The 16247-nt window shown below is 66.3% G+C and carries 14 protein-coding genes and 2 pseudogenes; 7 read left to right on the plus strand and 9 right to left on the minus strand.

All coding sequences use genetic code 11. The annotated features are described in order from the left end of the window. Nucleotides 1-17: 17 nt before the first annotated feature. Nucleotides 18-158, minus strand: a complete 141-nt coding sequence (locus ACFYPM_RS02410; RefSeq protein WP_387190394.1) for a hypothetical protein — start codon at nucleotides 156-158, stop codon at nucleotides 18-20. Nucleotides 159-364: 206 nt separating this feature from the next. Here ACFYPM_RS02410 and ACFYPM_RS02415 point away from each other — a divergent pair, with 206 nt between their 5' ends. The 5 genes from ACFYPM_RS02415 (at nucleotide 365) to ACFYPM_RS02435 (ending at nucleotide 5398) form a co-directional block, all read left to right on the plus strand. Continuing rightward, complete coding sequence (locus ACFYPM_RS02415) at nucleotides 365-1078, plus strand: serine hydrolase domain-containing protein (protein WP_387190396.1); 714 nt, start codon at nucleotides 365-367, stop codon at nucleotides 1076-1078. Continuing rightward, the gene (locus ACFYPM_RS02420) at nucleotides 964-2316 is read left to right on the plus strand and encodes a serine hydrolase (protein ID WP_387191424.1); all 1353 of its coding nucleotides are present in this window, start codon (nucleotides 964-966) and stop codon (nucleotides 2314-2316) included. Before ACFYPM_RS02415 ends, ACFYPM_RS02420 begins: the two co-directional genes overlap by 115 nt. Before the next feature lie 714 nt (nucleotides 2317-3030). After that, the gene (locus ACFYPM_RS02425; protein WP_387190398.1) at nucleotides 3031-3390 is read left to right on the plus strand and encodes a DUF1801 domain-containing protein; all 360 of its coding nucleotides are present in this window, start codon (nucleotides 3031-3033) and stop codon (nucleotides 3388-3390) included. Nucleotides 3391-3905: 515 nt separating this feature from the next. Further along, the gene (locus tag ACFYPM_RS02430; RefSeq protein ID WP_387190400.1) at nucleotides 3906-4796 is read left to right on the plus strand and encodes a helix-turn-helix transcriptional regulator; all 891 of its coding nucleotides are present in this window, start codon (nucleotides 3906-3908) and stop codon (nucleotides 4794-4796) included. Further along, nucleotides 4793-5398, plus strand: a complete 606-nt coding sequence (locus ACFYPM_RS02435; RefSeq protein WP_387190402.1) for a short chain dehydrogenase — start codon at nucleotides 4793-4795, stop codon at nucleotides 5396-5398. The genes ACFYPM_RS02430 and ACFYPM_RS02435 overlap by 4 nt, the downstream gene beginning before the upstream one ends. Before the next feature lie 365 nt (nucleotides 5399-5763). Here ACFYPM_RS02435 and ACFYPM_RS02440 read toward each other — a convergent pair. From ACFYPM_RS02440 to ACFYPM_RS02475, 8 genes and pseudogenes are all read right to left on the minus strand, one after another. After that, a pseudogene (locus tag ACFYPM_RS02440) lies at nucleotides 5764-6440 on the minus strand (nucleotidyl transferase AbiEii/AbiGii toxin family protein). Nucleotides 6441-6442: 2 nt separating this feature from the next. Beyond that, a complete protein-coding gene (locus ACFYPM_RS02445) occupies nucleotides 6443-7009 on the minus strand; it encodes a hypothetical protein (protein ID WP_387190404.1) in 567 nt (188 codons plus the stop codon). A 482-nt stretch (nucleotides 7010-7491) separates the two neighbouring features. Then, complete coding sequence (locus ACFYPM_RS02450; protein ID WP_387190406.1) at nucleotides 7492-7689, minus strand: hypothetical protein; 198 nt, start codon at nucleotides 7687-7689, stop codon at nucleotides 7492-7494. A 216-nt stretch (nucleotides 7690-7905) separates the two neighbouring features. After that, on the minus strand, nucleotides 7906-8577 hold the full coding sequence (locus tag ACFYPM_RS02455) for a VWA domain-containing protein (protein WP_387190408.1): 672 nt from the start codon (nucleotides 8575-8577) through the stop codon (nucleotides 7906-7908). A 188-nt stretch (nucleotides 8578-8765) separates the two neighbouring features. After that, a complete protein-coding gene (locus tag ACFYPM_RS02460; protein ID WP_387190410.1) occupies nucleotides 8766-9083 on the minus strand; it encodes a hypothetical protein in 318 nt (105 codons plus the stop codon). Nucleotides 9084-9984: 901 nt separating this feature from the next. Beyond that, nucleotides 9985-10242, minus strand: coding sequence for a hypothetical protein (locus ACFYPM_RS02465; RefSeq protein WP_387190413.1), 258 nt, complete (start codon nucleotides 10240-10242; stop codon nucleotides 9985-9987). A 3-nt stretch (nucleotides 10243-10245) separates the two neighbouring features. Next, nucleotides 10246-10734: a hypothetical protein gene (locus ACFYPM_RS02470; RefSeq protein ID WP_387190415.1), complete on the minus strand. Its 489-nt coding sequence runs from the start codon at nucleotides 10732-10734 to the stop codon at nucleotides 10246-10248. 28 nt (nucleotides 10735-10762) lie between these two features. Beyond that, nucleotides 10763-10954: pseudogene (locus ACFYPM_RS02475) on the minus strand (hypothetical protein); the annotation flags it as partial. A 290-nt stretch (nucleotides 10955-11244) separates the two neighbouring features. Between ACFYPM_RS02475 and ACFYPM_RS02480 the strand changes: the two are divergent. Together ACFYPM_RS02480 and ACFYPM_RS02485 are read left to right on the plus strand one after the other, a co-directional pair. Next, complete coding sequence (locus ACFYPM_RS02480; RefSeq protein ID WP_387190417.1) at nucleotides 11245-11673, plus strand: hypothetical protein; 429 nt, start codon at nucleotides 11245-11247, stop codon at nucleotides 11671-11673. Beyond that, entirely contained in the window at nucleotides 11670-15203 is a 3534-nt protein-coding gene (locus ACFYPM_RS02485) for an ATP-binding protein (RefSeq protein ID WP_387190420.1), read from the plus strand. The genes ACFYPM_RS02480 and ACFYPM_RS02485 overlap by 4 nt, the downstream gene beginning before the upstream one ends. The last annotated feature ends 1044 nt before the right edge of the window (nucleotides 15204-16247 follow it).

Genomic DNA, 16247 nt, shown 5'->3' on the forward strand with positions numbered 1-16247 from the left:
CTGGTGGACCTCCTGGCTCAGCCGCTCTCGTCGACGAACTTGTAGTACCTCATCCGGAGAGGTTGCAGCAGGGCCCGCATGAATTCCGGACCGGCCCCCGGCGGCACCCGCCCCACGCCGACCGGCACGCCGTTGTCGTGGAAGTCCTGTGCGATCAAGGGCTCGGCGAAACCGCGCCCCGCCGGATCGCCGCCCGGCCTCCGCCTAAGCCCAACCGCCCTTGTGCGGGGGTTGGCTGCTGGTCCACATCGCGGTTGCACACTCTCCATATCGGACGATTAGTCGGCTCGGTAGGGTTAGCCCTACCGCGTAGACGAGGGCCAGCACGATCGGTATCCGACCGCCGTTTCGGAAGGCTCGGGGTATGCACATGACCCGTCCGATGCGCATACTGGTCGCCGGAGTTGCCGCTGGGGCTTTAACGCTCGTTCCTCTCTCGGCGGCCTCCGCAGCGCTCGTCACCCCGGATGAACCTGCCGTGGCGCCGGTGGGGGCACCGGCCTCCGAGCTCACCGATCTCGGACAGCTGGTGGATCAGGTCGTCTCGACCCAGTTGGCGCGGGACCGGATCCCTGGCGCCGCGGTCGTCGTCGTAGCCGGCGGAAAGCAGGTCTTCGCCAAGGGATACGGCGTGTCGAACGTTCCGGCCCGAACGCCTGTGGATGCGGCCTCGACCGTGTTCTTCACCGGCTCGGTGGCAAAGATCTTCACGGCGACGGCGGCTGCGCAGCTGATCCGGCAGGGCAAACTCGATCCGAGCGCCGATGTGAACACGTACCTCAAGGCCTTCAAGATTCGCGACACCTATCCCGGGCGCCCGGTCAGGGTGGCGGATCTGCTGACCCACACGGCGGGCTTCGACGACGACCCGCGGGGGGTCGCCGTGGCCGACCCCGCAGCCGTGCCGGCTCTGGGGAGTACCTCGCCGCGCACCAGCCCGGCCGGGTCCGCCCGCCGGGCACGCTGGCGCGATACGACAATTACGGCGTCGCGCTGGCCGGATATCTGGTGCAGGTCGTCTCCGGCCAACCGTTCGCACAGTACGTCCAGGACCACGTCTTCGGGCCGCTGGGAATGACCGGCACGACATTCGTTCAGCCGCATCCGGCCGCGATCCAGGTGCACGTGGCGGACGGCTACCGTCCCGGAGGTCGCGGTCAGGTCCGCGAAAACGGCCAGTACGGCGCGTGGTCACCGACCGGGGCGGGCACGGTGGCCACCGCGACCGACATGGGCACCTTCATGATCGCCCAGATGGCCGACGACCCACGGCTCGGCGCGGGCGTCGCCCAGTCGCTGCGGCAGCAGCACTTCACGATGGACCCGCGTCTGCCGGGGATGGGCTGGATGCTGCAGCAGGCGCCGCGCAACGGACAGCCGCTGCTGTTCAAGAACGGCGACGTCCCGGGCTTCCACGCCAATCTCGCGATGCTGCCCGACCAGAAAATCGGGATCTACGTGGTCTACAACGGCGACGCGACGAACGGTGTCGCGAGCTGGGACGGCAGGGACCTCATCCACCAGATCGTCGACCGCTACGTCTCGGACACGAGTCCAGCACCGAAGGCGGTCAGTGGGATCGACACGTCCGGTCTCGCGGGAAACTATCGGGTCAACCGCATCAGCCACACCCAGGTGACGAAGGTGGTGGCGCTGCTCTCGACGGCGTCCGTCGCCGTGGCCCCCGGCGGGTCGCTGACCACGAGTGGTCTGTCGTTGAATCCGAACGCGGGCGACCAGCACTGGTACCCGATCGGCACGGGACTGTTCCAGGAGCAGGCCGGCCAGGCTCAGATCGCCTTCGACGGCAAGGGCAACTTGTTCATGTCGGACGACCCGACGGTCGCCTTCACGAAACTGGCCTGGTATTCGTCGCCGACCCTGCACCAGATCATGCTGGGGGCCGGCGTGGTGGTCCTGCTGGTGGCGTTCCTCTGGCTCCCGATCCTGGCGTTGGTACGACACCGGAGAGGCAGGCCGGCGTACTCGCGCTGGGCGCAGGCGGCGCGGGTCGCAGCGTGGCTCACCGGCGGACTGACGACGGTCTTCATCGGCTGGCTCGCCGTGCTGGCGTCGGACATGAACGCCCTCACCGAATCGGTCGTCCTCGGCTCGGTGGTGCTGACGGTCCTGTTGTCCCTGAACGGAATCGCGGTGGCGACGACGGCGGCGATGATCGCCGGCACGGGAGCGGCGTGGGCCAGGCGATGGTGGACCGTAAAGGGCCGAATGGCGTACACGATCACGACCGCCGCCGCCATCAGCTATCTGATGGTGGCCTTCACCTACAACCTGATCGGAACCCCAATCGGGTGAGGGCGCGCGTCGCAGCTCAGCTGATCACCGTCTGGGCGGGGTCACCGAAGATCCCACCCCGGCGGCCGGGAATGCCGAACGTCCCTCGACGAAGGCTCTGGAGAAGCTGGTCGGGCTTCCGAAGGGGTGGACCTTCGGCAGCGTCCAGTGTGTGGAGGATTGGGCGGGAGTCGATCCGCAGGGTCCGACCGAGGGTGACGGTGCCTTCCTGTTTCAGTACGTGGCTGGTACAGGTTGGATGTACTACGGCGATGGCAGCGGTTATGACTGCAAGGATCTCGGTCTCAGCGAGGCGCCGTGCTGCATCTCCTGGTCGGGGTGACCGTGGTCGATTGCGTCAGGTGCCACCAGCATGTGCGCTGGTGGCGATGCCGCGGGGAGGCTGGGTCGTTGCCTGGGGAGTGGACCGACGTGGCTCAGCCCGGCAGTGATCACGCTCGAAGACGAGCGCCGGTCCGGCATCCACCGACGCTCGTCGTCGAGCGGGCGCGCACCCTCGATCTGCTCGCGCGGCAGCTCGGCGGGAGTCGCACTCCCAGATGCCGGCCACGCCCGTCACGGGTAACCCCGATGCGGCAGCCCCTCGGCTCAACGGGGCAGACGGGCCGGGGGGTACCGCGGGAGGATTCGGCCGAGGCGGTTGGCAGTGCAGAGTAGGAGCGAGGCGGTCACCGACCCTCGGCTACGACACCTGTGAGAGACCAGTGAGCACCGATGAGGGAGAAATACGTGAACGACGAGGTCACCCAGTACATCAACAAGGCGCAGCCGTGGCAGGTCGAGGTCTGCGAGAAGCTGCGCGCGATGATCGACCAGACCGTTCCGGGCATGGACGAACGACTCCAGTACGGCAAGCCGCACTACCTCAAGAACGGCCACTATGCGGCCGTCATCGCGGTGGCCAAGGCCAAGGTCTCGTTCATGGTCTTCAACGCGGCGGACGTCCCCGAGGTCAAGGGATTCCTCCGGGCAATGGGCAAGGGGGAGCGCAAGACCGTCGACATCACCGAAGGGCAGGACGTCGACTTCGGTGCACTCGCCGGCATTCTGGAGAAGACCACTGCTGGCCTGTAGCTGTCGGCGTGCCGCGATCGTGCCGACCGGTGTCCATCCCGGCAACGTGGGTGGCGATCTCCAGAATCTTCTCGCTGGTCAGCCGGACGACAGTGAACATCCCCGATGCCACCCGCCCGCGCGGACCGGCGATCGCCAGCACCGCGCGCAGGACACCCACCAGCGCACCCTGGCCGTAGGCGCAGCCCGTCGTGCGCCTTGCGGATCTCCTGGGTGGCCTGGTCGAGTCCGTCGCGTCGTGTGGCTGGTACCTGTCCGCCGAGGGACTCGTGCTCCTCCGGTGGCTCGTAGACGTCGCCGGATGTCGTGGACACCTGGCAACTGAGCCGTTCCACGGTGTCAGTTCTAGAGCAGGCTCTGCGAACTCACCCGCGATTGACGGGCTCCGACGGCTCATCCTTGATCTTGCCCGCCCACAGGGCCGTTCATGAGAGGAGCAGGTAACACGCGGAGGTCCGCGAAGGTGTCCCTGTCTGGGGCAGGCGGAGTTCGGCGATCGGCGCGACGATGAGCTGGTGGTCAACAAAGGAGCGAACGATCTCGGCGGCTTTCTGCGTAGCCGACGCGAACGCCTGACGCCAGAGGCTGCGGGTATCGAGCCTGGCGCTACTCGTCGGCGAGTCCCGGGACTGCGCAGGGAAGAGCTGGCCGAACTCGCCGGGGTCAGCATCGGCTACTACACGCGACTGGAGCAGGGGGTCAGCGGTAGCGCCTCTGGCGCTGTCATCGACGCGCTGGCCGCGGCGTTGCAGCTCTCTCCGGCTGAGCACGATCATCTGCGGATCCTTGCTGCTCCGCGACGACCGACTCGTCCTCGTGCCCGTAGGAGCAAGCTGAGGCCCGCAGTACGTGAACTGCTCGCCGCCATGCCTGGAACACCGGCGATCGTGATCGATCACCGCGCCGACGTCCTCGCGTGGAACCGCCTCGGACACGCTCTGTTGGCCGGCCATGTCGAACTCGGGGCTCCGGACCTGCGGATTCGGCCGAACATCGCCCGAATGCTGTTCCTCGACCCGCACCACCGCGCGTTGTATTGCGACTGGCACGCCAAGGCACAGGTCACCGTCGCGGCCCTGCACCAGGCGGTTGCGCGGCACCCGGCCGACCCGGTGCTCGAACAGCTCGTCGGCCAACTCGCCGTCGACAGCCCGGAGTTCGCGCGAATGTGGGCGCGCCACCCCATCCAGACGTGCTCGTACTACCTACGAGAACTCGACCATCCGATCGTCGGGCGAGTGACTCTGGCTAACGAGACGGTCACCCTCCCTGACGATGACCAGCAGATGGGCCTGTTCTACGCGCGTCCCGGCACAACTGACGCCGACGCGCTCACCTTGCTGGCACAGAGCCTCGTACGACGCATCGCGCCAGCAACCCTGTCCCGGACGGAGAGAGCACGATGAGGATCGTCGTCGTCGGCGGCGCCGGCACCATCGGACGACGGTTGGTGCCGGCGCTGCGATCGCGCGGCCACGACGTTGTCGTGGCCGGACGTACCTCAGGTGACGTCCACGTCGACCTGACCTCGCACTCGACCATCGAGGCCATGTACCGCGAGGTCGGAGCCGTCGACGGCGTCGTGAGCATCGCGGCGCACGGCGCGCTCGACGAGTTCACGACGCTGACATCCGACGCGCTGTTCGAAAACATGCGAGCCAAGTTCTTCGGGCAGGCAGACCTGGTTCTCACCGGCCAGCACCACTGCGCCGACGGCGCCTCCTTCACCCTGACCTCCGGTATTTTCGCCGACCAAGCATGGCCGCACGTCACTGGTGGCGGTGTCATCAGCGGCGCCCTGCACAGCTTCGGCCTGTCGGCCGCGATCGAGCTGGCGCGGGGTATGCGGATCAACGTGGTCAGTCCCACGATGATCGGCGACTCCCTCGACGACTTCGCCGAACACTTCCCCGGCATGCGTCCGGTGCCGATGGACGAACTCGTCGGCCACTACCTGCACTGCGTCGAAGGCGACGACACCGGCCGCATCATCCGGGCGTACGGATGACAAAGCGACTCGCGCGCACACGTCGTCGTCACGATCATCACGGCTGAACGCGCTGGGCTGCCGCCCGTCCGAGTGGCACTGGAGCCGCTGACGATCGGTGTCGATCAGGACAGGGCGTCGCGCCAACGCAGGTCACTCCCTGCCGTCGCAGGTCGACCCGCAGGTCGTTAGACTGGCCACTCGCGCCCCCGTAGCTCAGGGGATAGAGCATCGGTTTCCTAAGACGACGCTCCGCCGGTGTCCGCAGGCCGATGACCTGCGGGTTCTTGTGTCCTAGCTCTGTGTGCCGGTCGCTTCGCGGCCTTGCTGCGATCGCTTGCCGAAGATCAGCTGAAACGTTGTGGGTCCTGAGTTGGGGCTCAACGCTACCGCGAGTCGGAATCCGAGGCATCCCCGGCGGGTTTCTTCTCGCCAAGCAGTTCCCGGCGCCAATCGGCGAATCGGCTATGGAGATCGTCCAGCGCTCGACCGGTGACGCCGTACTGGGCGAAGTCGTCAGGATCGAGCAGGGTGGCTTGTCCGAGGGCGTTGGCGAAGACGCGCCGGTCGAAACCACGGTCGGCGCGCTGCGCGAGGGTGAGGAGGGCTTCGCGGATGTAGCGGCCGGATCGGAGCGTTGCGTCGATGTCGATGAAGTCACGAGCGAACGCTCGCCCGTAGAGTGCGCTCATCTTGTTCGCGACCGCGTCGTCAGGGTGGAGTACCGGTCCGATCGCCATGACGATCGGTTCGTTGGCGCGCCAGTCCACGCCGAGTTCGACCTTGGAAACTCTCACGCCGTCGGTGACAGCCAGCCGGGCGAAGGTGTCGTACTGCCGGTCGGTCTCGACGGTCAGGCCGTCGTCTCGGTAGGCGTGCACCACGGCGGTGACCGCAGTGGTGAACTCCTGCCGGCGGTCCCAGGCGGTGAACAGGTCGACGTCCTCACTGGGCCGCTCCACAAGCCCGGCGGCCTGAACCGCGTAACCGCCGGCCAGCGCGAAGCGTATCGATCGGCCGCGCATAGCCCGGTACGGGCGAGGCGTTCGTGGAAGGGGTCCACCGCTACGCCGCGTTGCTGCGGGTCGCGGCGAGTTCGGGGAAGGCATCCTCCCAGCGCTGCCGGAGCTGGGGCGGCAGCCAGAGGGTGGGCCAGAGCCGCCGGAGGCGGTCGGCATCGAGCCAAATGTTGAGATCCTCGACCGTGCTGGCTTCGGTGAGCACCACCTTGTACATGCTGGCCAAGCGTGCGAGCCGGTTCAGGTCGTACTCGGCGTGCCCGGACCAGTCCAGATGACGCGGAAGCGTCACCGTGCCTTCGGTTGGGCCGTGCAGTGCGGCGAGGGTTTCGGCCACCACGTAGGGCTTCCGGTCGCCGTAGGGCCGGTAGTCCTCCGGCGGCTGAGGTGATGTCCTACGTCGGCTGATGTTGGTCGCCCGGCGGACTTCCGGCCGTAGCGCCTGACGGATGGTCTCCCGGCTGTACCCGGTGACCCGCTGCAGATCCACCGGCCGCCACCCGGCCGCATGAAACGCCCGCAGTTGCTCGTCCCGCTCGGTCAACGCGGCCGCGCGAGTCGCCTCGTACCGGGAGACAACCCCATGCAGCTCATCCTCGGAGAACTGACCCATGCTCGTCAGCCTACTACGCTAGGCCAAGCACGCTTGGCTTCCTCCATATCTCTGTGCGGGCGGGACCAGCCAGATGATCGCGATCGGGTGCACTCATGTCCGGGTGAAGTCGAGGGCCCGGTATCCGGGCATTCGGCGTGGGAGTGAGGCGGCGAGGATGGGTCTGGCTGGTTCGTGCTAGTCGTGGACCTCGACGAGGTCCTTGCCGGGCGCGGCGCGGATGACGCGGCCGGCGCACATGCCGCCACCGGCAGCGGATCGGCCTGCTCGACCTGCCGCTCCCCACCCCGCCACCGGACGGCAACGCGTGGATAGCACGTGGCGGCCCGCTCCCGCACCAGGACTGGACTGCCATGGCAACTGTCCTGAAACGCATCATCAGCGCCCACAAGACCGCGTCATAGCCGGCTCAGCGAAGCACGGGCGCTCTCGTCGGCATGACAGATAAATCGCGGGCAATGACAGTCACTACCTTAACGTGGCTACTTCGGCCAGCGGACGTGCCCCTTATCGACCCACCAGCCGTTCAAGTAATCGACATCCGTGACGCCGTCCTGGTGCACGCTCTCAAAGCTTGGGCTCAGTCGGGCCACTGCCCAGAGCGTGTTCGCGAGGTGCACATACTCTTCGTCGGTCGCGTCCTCACTGAGCTCAACGGTGATTCTTCTCTTCTTGGGCATCGCTTACCTTTCGGGTGCGGGACAGCCAGCCTAATGGCTCCTGAGGCGACCGGGTAGAGAGCAGGCTTCCGGTTCGGGAGCCCGTCCCAGGAGCCCCATCCCCCGCCAGCGGATCAACTCTCATCGGCACGTCCGGACCCCGACGTCACCTTCGGTGACGAGCGCATTGCGGCAGAAGAGTCGACCCGCTTGCGGCCCATGACGCGCGTCATCCCGCTATGACGTCGGCAATCTGACGTACCCTTGGACCCGGAGCGGCGCTTGTAGATTCCCCGTGGATGCCGTGTCGAGAATGGTTGTCACCATGCCACGCACGGCATTCTTGACATTTCCCGACGTGTTGTAGTTGTCGGTAGCCACGAACGCCGCCCCTCGCGCCAGACGAGTCAATATTCTTTCATCTGCGTTACCGAAGCCGAACGTGACGATGTTCGGCCTGGCTACCCAGTCCGCGCGAGTCAACTCACTGAAGTCACGTTCCCAGCCCTGGTCGGTCGGCTGCCCGTCGGTGAGAAGAAGAACCAGAGGTCGATATACCTGCCCGCCTCGATCCTTGAGGTTGCGTATATCCTGCTCGATCCTTCGGCGGAGCTCACGGAACAGATCTCCAAAGTTGGTCCGCCCGTTAGGCACGAGTGGCAGGATTTGCGGCGATGACGCAGCTCGGCTGAGGGGGAGTATCGTTCGAGCATCGTCACTGAAGGCAACGACACTCATGTAAACGAAGTCTGCCAGCCGGGAATTGCCGGCCAATGCACGGATAAGTTCGCCGATCTGGTCGTTCACCGTCTCTATCGGATCGCCTGCCATTGACGCGGACGTGTCAATGGCGATATAGACGGGCAGGCAGCGGTCAATGGCGTCCGGGAGTTGCGCGGTGGCCGGCACGGGACCACCTACGGTCTTCTCATCGTGGGGATCAGCCGCAGGCTGCATCAACGTCAGAATGTCGGTGCTTGCAAGCCGGCGGATCCACTCAGGTGTAACTAGCCCCCGTCGCCTGTCCACGGCGACTTTGAGCCGTGCGGCTAAGACTTCGGTAGCGTCCACCGGGACCTGGCGCCGCGGCGTCCTCGTCATGACTTCGCCTTGACCACAAAATCGGCATCTGAGGCGTCTGTCACGGATAAGAGAGTTGCTTCTGCCACAGCACTTAACATGTCCTGCTCGTCCCGACCGGCGTAGCGCGACGACGCCAGTGCCACCAGCGCCGAGAATCCCACCACCTGATCAGTCTTTTGCTGCGATCTCGCCAAGTCCAGGGACCACTGTGCCCTCTTCCACCACTGGTCCCGCCGATCCGTCCGGTCCTTCTGCCACACTGTCAGCCCAACACCGACCAGCGCAAAGATGCCGACAACAGCTGTTGACATAGGTCCCCAGAGGTCTTTCATAGCCCCCAGCGCAATCGGAGTCGGCGAGTCGGTCTCAAGTTCCTGACGGTAGCTCGCCTACGCATGAAGGGCAGTCAGCCGATCGCTCAAGTGTGGCCCAGCGCATGGCCAGGAAGCGACAAGAAGGGCCTTCTGCAACAGCCCTGGAGTGCACTCACATCGGCATGAGCGGACGCCCGGTGGGGAACGTCGTAGTCGGCATCACGGCGGAGTCCGAGCGCCCCATGGCCCCTTGGCGGCGACGACGAAGGCGCTGTACGGACGTTACGTTGTTGATCTTTGATGACGTGCTCGGTGTGTGCTCTCCAGCGGGTGCCAACCCGGGTCAACCGGTGCCAACGCGGGTCACCCCAGCCGACCGCCGGTCGCAAACCAAGGTTCGTGTACTCCTGTGCTGGGAGAACGGCGGTCCGGGGAACGTGGGCGATCGTTGGCCACTCCCTGCCACCCCAGGTGAACCCCAAGGTCGCTAGACTAGGCCCTCGCGCCCCCGTAGCTCAGGGGATAGAGCATCGGTTTCCTAAAACGCACGCAATTATTCTTCGTAGGCCGGTGACCTGCGGGTTCCTGTTTCTCAAGATCAAGAATTGGTCGCAGAGCGGTACTGCTGTGGTCGCTTGCTGAAGATTTGCGGGCGGGCCCTCTGGCCTGTTGAGAGTGCACAGGCGCGACAGTGTCCATCGATTGTGGCGGCTCCCGATCCCAGCGCAACGCGTGTTTCTGACGGCATCGTTGGGCCGCAACATCTGACGTGCGCCGCGGCCCTGTCGATCCAGCAAGGCAAGCGTCCAATAGGCCGGCTGGGCGGCACTCTTTGCCCGACTCGGGCAGCGTTGCGCCGTTCGGGAGTCTCACGCTGGGCGGTATGAAGATCGCCGCCGTCAACTCGCCGGCACCCTGTTCAGGCGCTGCGGTCGCGTGGATCTTCGACGAAGGCCAGGAAGGATCGACCGAACCGCGTGACCGCGTCCAGCCTGACGTGATGGGCGAAGTATCTGTGATCGGCGTTGTATCCGGATTCGCTGAGTGCAGTGGCGTCGAGCAGGCCCTCGTCCCTGAGGCGCTCGCACTGCTTGTCGAGGAGGACCTCCGCGTCTCCGCTGTCATCGCCTCGAGGTTGCATCGGCGATAGCTGGTCTGCGATGTCGGCGACAGGCACCAACTACGATTGCGAGTAAGGCGGCTCGTTGCCGATCATGTCCTCGCGGTACTGCGGGTCCGCCAGGAATTTCAGTAAACGCAGTGAGACTGGCGGGAGTCGATCGACCAATTCGAAGAGAACATGCTGACGGTCTTCGTCCGGATCAACAGCGAGGGCGGTATTCAGCACCGCGTTGCGGAGCAACTCGCGCTTCTCCCGACGGCTCCGTTCAGCGATCCGCGTTCCGGCAGCCACTGCGTCCACGAACGCCTCGTTGCTGGCGAGGTGCTCGAAGTCGCCCACGCGTTCCTCTAGCTCACGCAGGGCGACGGCCAGGTCAGTCAGCCACTCCTCCATGCGCCGGTTGTACGGCCGCGCGAGCACGTCGGCGAGCACCACCCCGAGCGGCCCTCCGATACCAGGAATCGCAGAAACCACCATCTCGGCGGCCTTGCTGAGTCCATGTCGGCGGTCGCTCTGCGCAGGCGGTCTCAACTCCATGGTGAACATGATGGACGACGCTGGCCACCTCGATGAGTCATCGGGCCCGGCTCGGCTCGTGCGAGGGCACCCTGGTTGGCGGTGTCGTAGGGGGTTGGTCGGTGCGGACGAACGACCACGCCAGGATCGTCGCTGTTCCGGTGAGCGCGTCCATGACCGGCCGGTGGTCAGTGACTGCGAGGGCTACGCGGCTGCGGCGAGTGCGGAGATGACAGCGGTGGGCATCTGCTGGCGGGCGGTTCCGCTCGCGGTCGAGGAACCATTGCGGCGCCTAGCTGACCTCGTCCGAGAGTCCGCGATGGAGGCCGTCTTGAGCGGGCAGAAAGCGATCACCATGCGGCTGATGGACACCATCGTTATCAGCAACACGCCGAAGGCGCGCCTACCAGAGAAGGCTCAATCGGGCCGCAACCGCCAACCGCGCTCCGCACGGGGGCCTCGAACGCCCGCTAGCCGGCGGCAGACTGCAAGCCGACCTGCTTAACGGCTGGATGAGTGTGCCGCTGGCATCATGGGGACATGAGGCTCGGGTTCAAGGTGGGCGCCGCGGTGGTCCTGGTCGCCGTCGGGGCGGTCGGCGCGGGATGGTTCCTACTCGGCGAGGGACTCGACCGGGCGGAGAAGTGGGTTTCGATCGTCGGCGTGTGCGTTTCAACGGCTTTGAGCGGCGGCGGGACGCTCCTTGGCTGGTTGACGTGGCGGCAGACCCGGGCGGTCAGCCACGCCCCGGCGGTGACCGCCTGGGGGATCGGAGCCGTGGGCATCGGGGGAAGCAGCGGCGGCGAGATCCAAACCGACGTCTCGGGCGTGGCGAAATCGACCTCCCCGACGCCCGGCGGGGGCGCTGGCGTCCATGCGGGCGGGCCGGGTTCGGTTGCCGTCGGCGGTGACAGCACCGCGCCGATCAGCACCCGAGTCACCGGACCGGATGCCCAGCAGCGGCCATGATCTTCTGGCGACGCGGGCAGGCCGCTCCCGACACGCCCGAGGTTGTCCCCGTGGAGGCGTCTGGCCCCGGAGCGGTCGCGGTCGGTGGCGACAACAACGGAACCATCAACACCACGGTGATCATGCCGGGCAGCGGTCGCCCCAGCATCTGGCTCGAGTCGGACCGGTTTTTCGGCCTGCACAGCGGCACCGGCCTGTACTCGCACGACTGGGCGTTGGTCGGCCGCGGGCCGGAACTGCATGGTCTGGTCGAGTGGCTCACCGGGGACGGGCCCATCGTCGCCCTGCTCAGCGGTCGAGGTGGGATCGGGAAATCCCGGCTGCTACGTGCCTTCGCTGATGTCGTGGCGAGGGAGCACGGCTATGTAGTGCGCTTTGTCGACCGGTCGGTGCTCGTGCAGTCTGAGGACGTTGAGGTGCTGCCCTCGGCGGACCGGCTCCTGGTAATCGTGGACGATGCCCACGAGTCGCTGGGTGTTGCCACCACGGTCGTCGGCATCCGGCACGAGCGGCCGACGGTGAGGATCCTGTTCGCGACGCGGCCCTACGGCGTGGATCACCTGCTGAGGGAGTTGCGCGGCGCCGGACTGCACCGCGTTGACGTGCCGCACTGGCGGCTGGAGGATCTGTCCTTCGCAGAGGCGACCGCTCTCGCCGGCGCGGTGCTTGGGGCGGGGCACGACGAGGACGTGGCGCGCAGGCTCGCAATGATCGGCCGTGACTGCCCGTTGATCATCGTGGTGGGTGGGGGACTTATTCGCCGAGGCAGGCTAGACGCCGGCCGTGTGACCAGCGATGACCTACTGCGGGACGAGGTGATGGCGGCCTTCGCGAAGGCGCTCACTGCGGATACGGCGGTCGCCGACCCTGGCCTGCGGCGGGAGGTGCTGCATGCCATCGCGGCCCTACAGCCCTTTCGGCTGAATGAGCCGGAATTTCGGGCGGCACCTGAGGCGCTGACCAGTAGGGCGTTCGATCAGATTCTGCCCGAGTTCCGTGAGTTGGAGAACGCTGGAGTCCTTCTGCGCAGGGAGAATGCGCTGCGGGTCGTGCCGGACCTGCTGGGTGACACTCTTCTCGCGGACGCCATCGTCGACATCCGCTCGGGCGTCGGCACAGGGTACCTTGTGCGCATCCTGCGGGTGGTCGACGGCGAGGCGCTTCTTCATCTGGTGCTCAACGCCAGTCGGGTGGACTGGAATGTCCGCCACGCGGCGCCGGAGTCGCGGCCCTCACTGGTGGACGAGCTGTGGGACGCCCTGGTCGCGCGCTTCGACCGTGCAGATCTTGACGACCAGTTGGCCCTGCTCCGGCGGCTGCGGCGGGTGGTCTTCCATCAGGCGGCCGCGTTGCTGAGGATCTGCCAGCTCGCGTACGAGGGCTGTACGGCACCTGACGCCGATCCGGAGTGCCGGGACCAGATCAGGGCCGCGCTGCCGCCCGTGCTGGAGAAGGCGGCGCTGGATCGGAGAACCTTCTCCGCTTCGGTCGATCTCCTTTGGAAACTGGCTGGGCAGGACGGGCGAACAGACCGGCGGCAGACAGATCATCCCGTCCAGGTCCTGCAAGACCTGGCCGAGTTCAAGCGGTGGAAGCCGCTGGAGTTCAACGCTGGAATGGTCGCCGCCGCGAAGCGGTGGATCGCGGCGAGCCTGGGCAGCAAAACCCGGGTTTCGCCGCTGGAGATTCTCCAGCCACTGCTGGCCACGGAGGTCGACGAGAAGGAGTCCGATGGGGCCCAGGTGACTCTGAAACAGTTCCAGCTGGACCCCGTGGCGGTGTCGTCACTACGACGGCTGGTCGTCGACCTCGTTCTAGACGAACTGTGGTCGCCGGATCGCTGGGAAGCCGTCCGCGCCGCAGAGACCCTGCAGAAGGCGCTGCAGTACCCTCACGGGTTCTATGGATACACCGTTCCCGCAGAGCAGCGGGACGAGTGGACACCCGACTTCCTGGAAACGCTTGGCCTGCTCGGCGACCGTGTCGCCACCCGGCCGCTCGACCCCGTTGTCGCGATCGCGGTCCGCAAAAGCCTCAGGTGGCACGCTCGTTCTGCCCCCGGCGCGACTAGGGCAGCAGCGAGATCGGTCCTGGACGCGCTCCCGGACTCCATCGAGTACGAGATCGCAGTGGCTCTGCACGATGGGTGGGGGGAACTGCTGGTTGACGTGAACGACTTCCGCGAGACGCAGCGGGTACTGGCCGAGAAGCTGGAATCCCTCGCGTGCCGGATTCTGGCGAATACGTCGGAGGAAGCGTTGCTCGACGTGCTCGCCGGTGGCCTGCTGGCTGAGCAGGAAGCCGCGTTGACCGGACGACAGGCGAATCCTGAGCCGTTCGCCCGTGCCCTGATGCGACACAGGCCCTCGCTTGCGCACGCTCTCGTGGCGTCGGTGATCCGCGAACCGGAAAGCCCGCTGGCGTGCCTGCTTCCGGTTGCTGCACAGGAACTCCTGCTGAGCGATGCCGACGCTGGATGGGAAGCGGTGAGCAGGCTGCTGCGCCGCGATCGTCTCACCCTCACTCGGCTGACTGCGAACGGCCTAAGCCGCTACCGCGGCCACCAAGGGCCGATGGACGCCCGGGAGCAGGCGACACTCCGCCAGCTGCTAAATCACGAGGACGAGACAACTCGACGCCTGGCGTTGCAGGCGGTGCGGTGGATCGGCGAGTACGACCGGGCCAGCGCCGCGAACCTTGTCCTGTCGGTCTCCTTCCAGCACTCGCCGGCCGTGGCCGAGGAGGTGCTCTCCGCCTTCGGAGAGCACGGCTATCTGTCGTACGACGATGTCGACGCCGCAGACCGTGAACAGCTCCTCGCCGGAATTGCCGGATCCGCCAGGATCGAGCAGTACGAGGTCCAAGATTTCCTGGCCTGCCTCTCGGCAGTGCAGCCCGAGGCGGTCATGCGACTACTTAAGCGCCGGGCGAAGCCAGACGCGGAACAGCAGGCCGACGGGTACCGTGCCTTGCCGACCGAATGGCAGGAGACTCTTCGGTTCCGCAGTACCGCGCGCTTCCGCGACTTCCTGTGGGAGGCCCTGGACTGGGTCGCCGTGAACATCGACGACGCTAGCGTAGATGACTGTGGGGCGCTCTTTGCGGCGGTGGCGGTGACGTTCGACGACGACGTCCTGGAAACGCTGGACCGGGCGCTGGAAAGCGACTCGCTGCAGCACATCAGGGCACTCGGCGTAGTTCTGGAGCACGCGCAGCGTACGTTCGTCTGGGTGCACTCGGACTTCGTCGTGCGAGTCCTTCGCGCTGCGGAAGAGCACGGCGAACGTTGTCGCCGGGAAGTCCGCCGCGGCCTTCACCGCTCTGTGCGCAGCGGCGGATGGGGAGGCCCGGTCGGTGAACCATTCCCCCAGGACATCGAGCAGCGCGACCGGAGTCGCGCCGTTGCGGCAACATTGGCGGAGGGTTCGCCAGGGCGGGTGTTCTATGACGAACTGGCTGAAACAGCAGAGGTAGCCGTCCGCTTGGAGGTCGACCATGAGCGCCGCTTCCTCGAACACCGCGACTGGTGAGTCTTTGTGTTCGTGGGGTCGCATGATTGTCTCCTCATTGGGGGGTGGGATCGTGTGAGGCTGGGGCGCCGTCGTGCCCGATGGGTCGAAGCGATCGGCATCGGAAATGGGTCAGGGCGGCGACCGCGGACAGCGGAGCACGCTCGGCCACTGATGCCGAGGCTTCGGCCAGCAGCGACGACACCGACGTGCTGCAGGTTTCGTGGCCACTCAGGGAGTGGCCACGGCTTCTCCCTGCTGATGGCGGACCAGACTGGTCCGGCCGGGCGGCGGTAGCCGAGGTCGTGGAGCGCCAAGGCACCGGTCATTGCTGAGCAACGGTTTGGGCAACTTGCCACGCAGCGCTGGATTGAGGGCTAGCCGACTATGGACCAGAAGGTTAGGGGTTCGATTTTCTTCGGGCGCACAAGATCAAGGGGGTCTGCCTGCAGCAAGGTGGTCCAAGCCCTCTGCGTCGAGTTCGGGCACACCCCCGCAGGATCCCTCTGCCTATCGGCGGGAGGATCGAGGTGCAACTCGACGACAACAGCCCGGTCCTGCGCTACCCCGACGACTACTTAGTCTCATGCCGCGATTCGGGCCGTCAGCCCTCATCCAGTGAGCATTCGCCGTGAGTAGCGGACGTGGTTCGGCCGAGCCGGCCGCCATCGGCAGCGTAGGGAGTGCTTCGCCTCCCCGACCTGTGCGCATGTGGCGTACTCGGCTATGCATCGGAACCCGTACGCCGACACCCGCCGACATCGTGCTCGCCGAGCGGGTGATCACGACAGCCCCGTTTGGCGCGAGCGAGGCTTCCTCACTCTGGCGGCTCCCGTCGACTAGCCCGCCCCGTCACCCGTCCCTTTCGCCGCAGCCCCCGAGCATGCCGCCTCTGCTCACTGTCCAGAACAACCCGGCAGGACAACCAGTGGAAGGAGACCGAGCCCTTCCACTGGTTGGCCCTGGCGAGCTTCCGCCGAGACTGACGGGGCTGGTGGGACCCGGCGGTCACCAGGCCCAGGTTGTTTGCCATCTTCGCCGCCCATCACCAAGTCCGATGGCACC

Origin of the sequence: Micromonospora sp. NPDC005203 (assembly GCF_042872705.1) — a bacterium.
Classification (GTDB): domain Bacteria; phylum Actinomycetota; class Actinomycetes; order Mycobacteriales; family Micromonosporaceae; genus Micromonospora.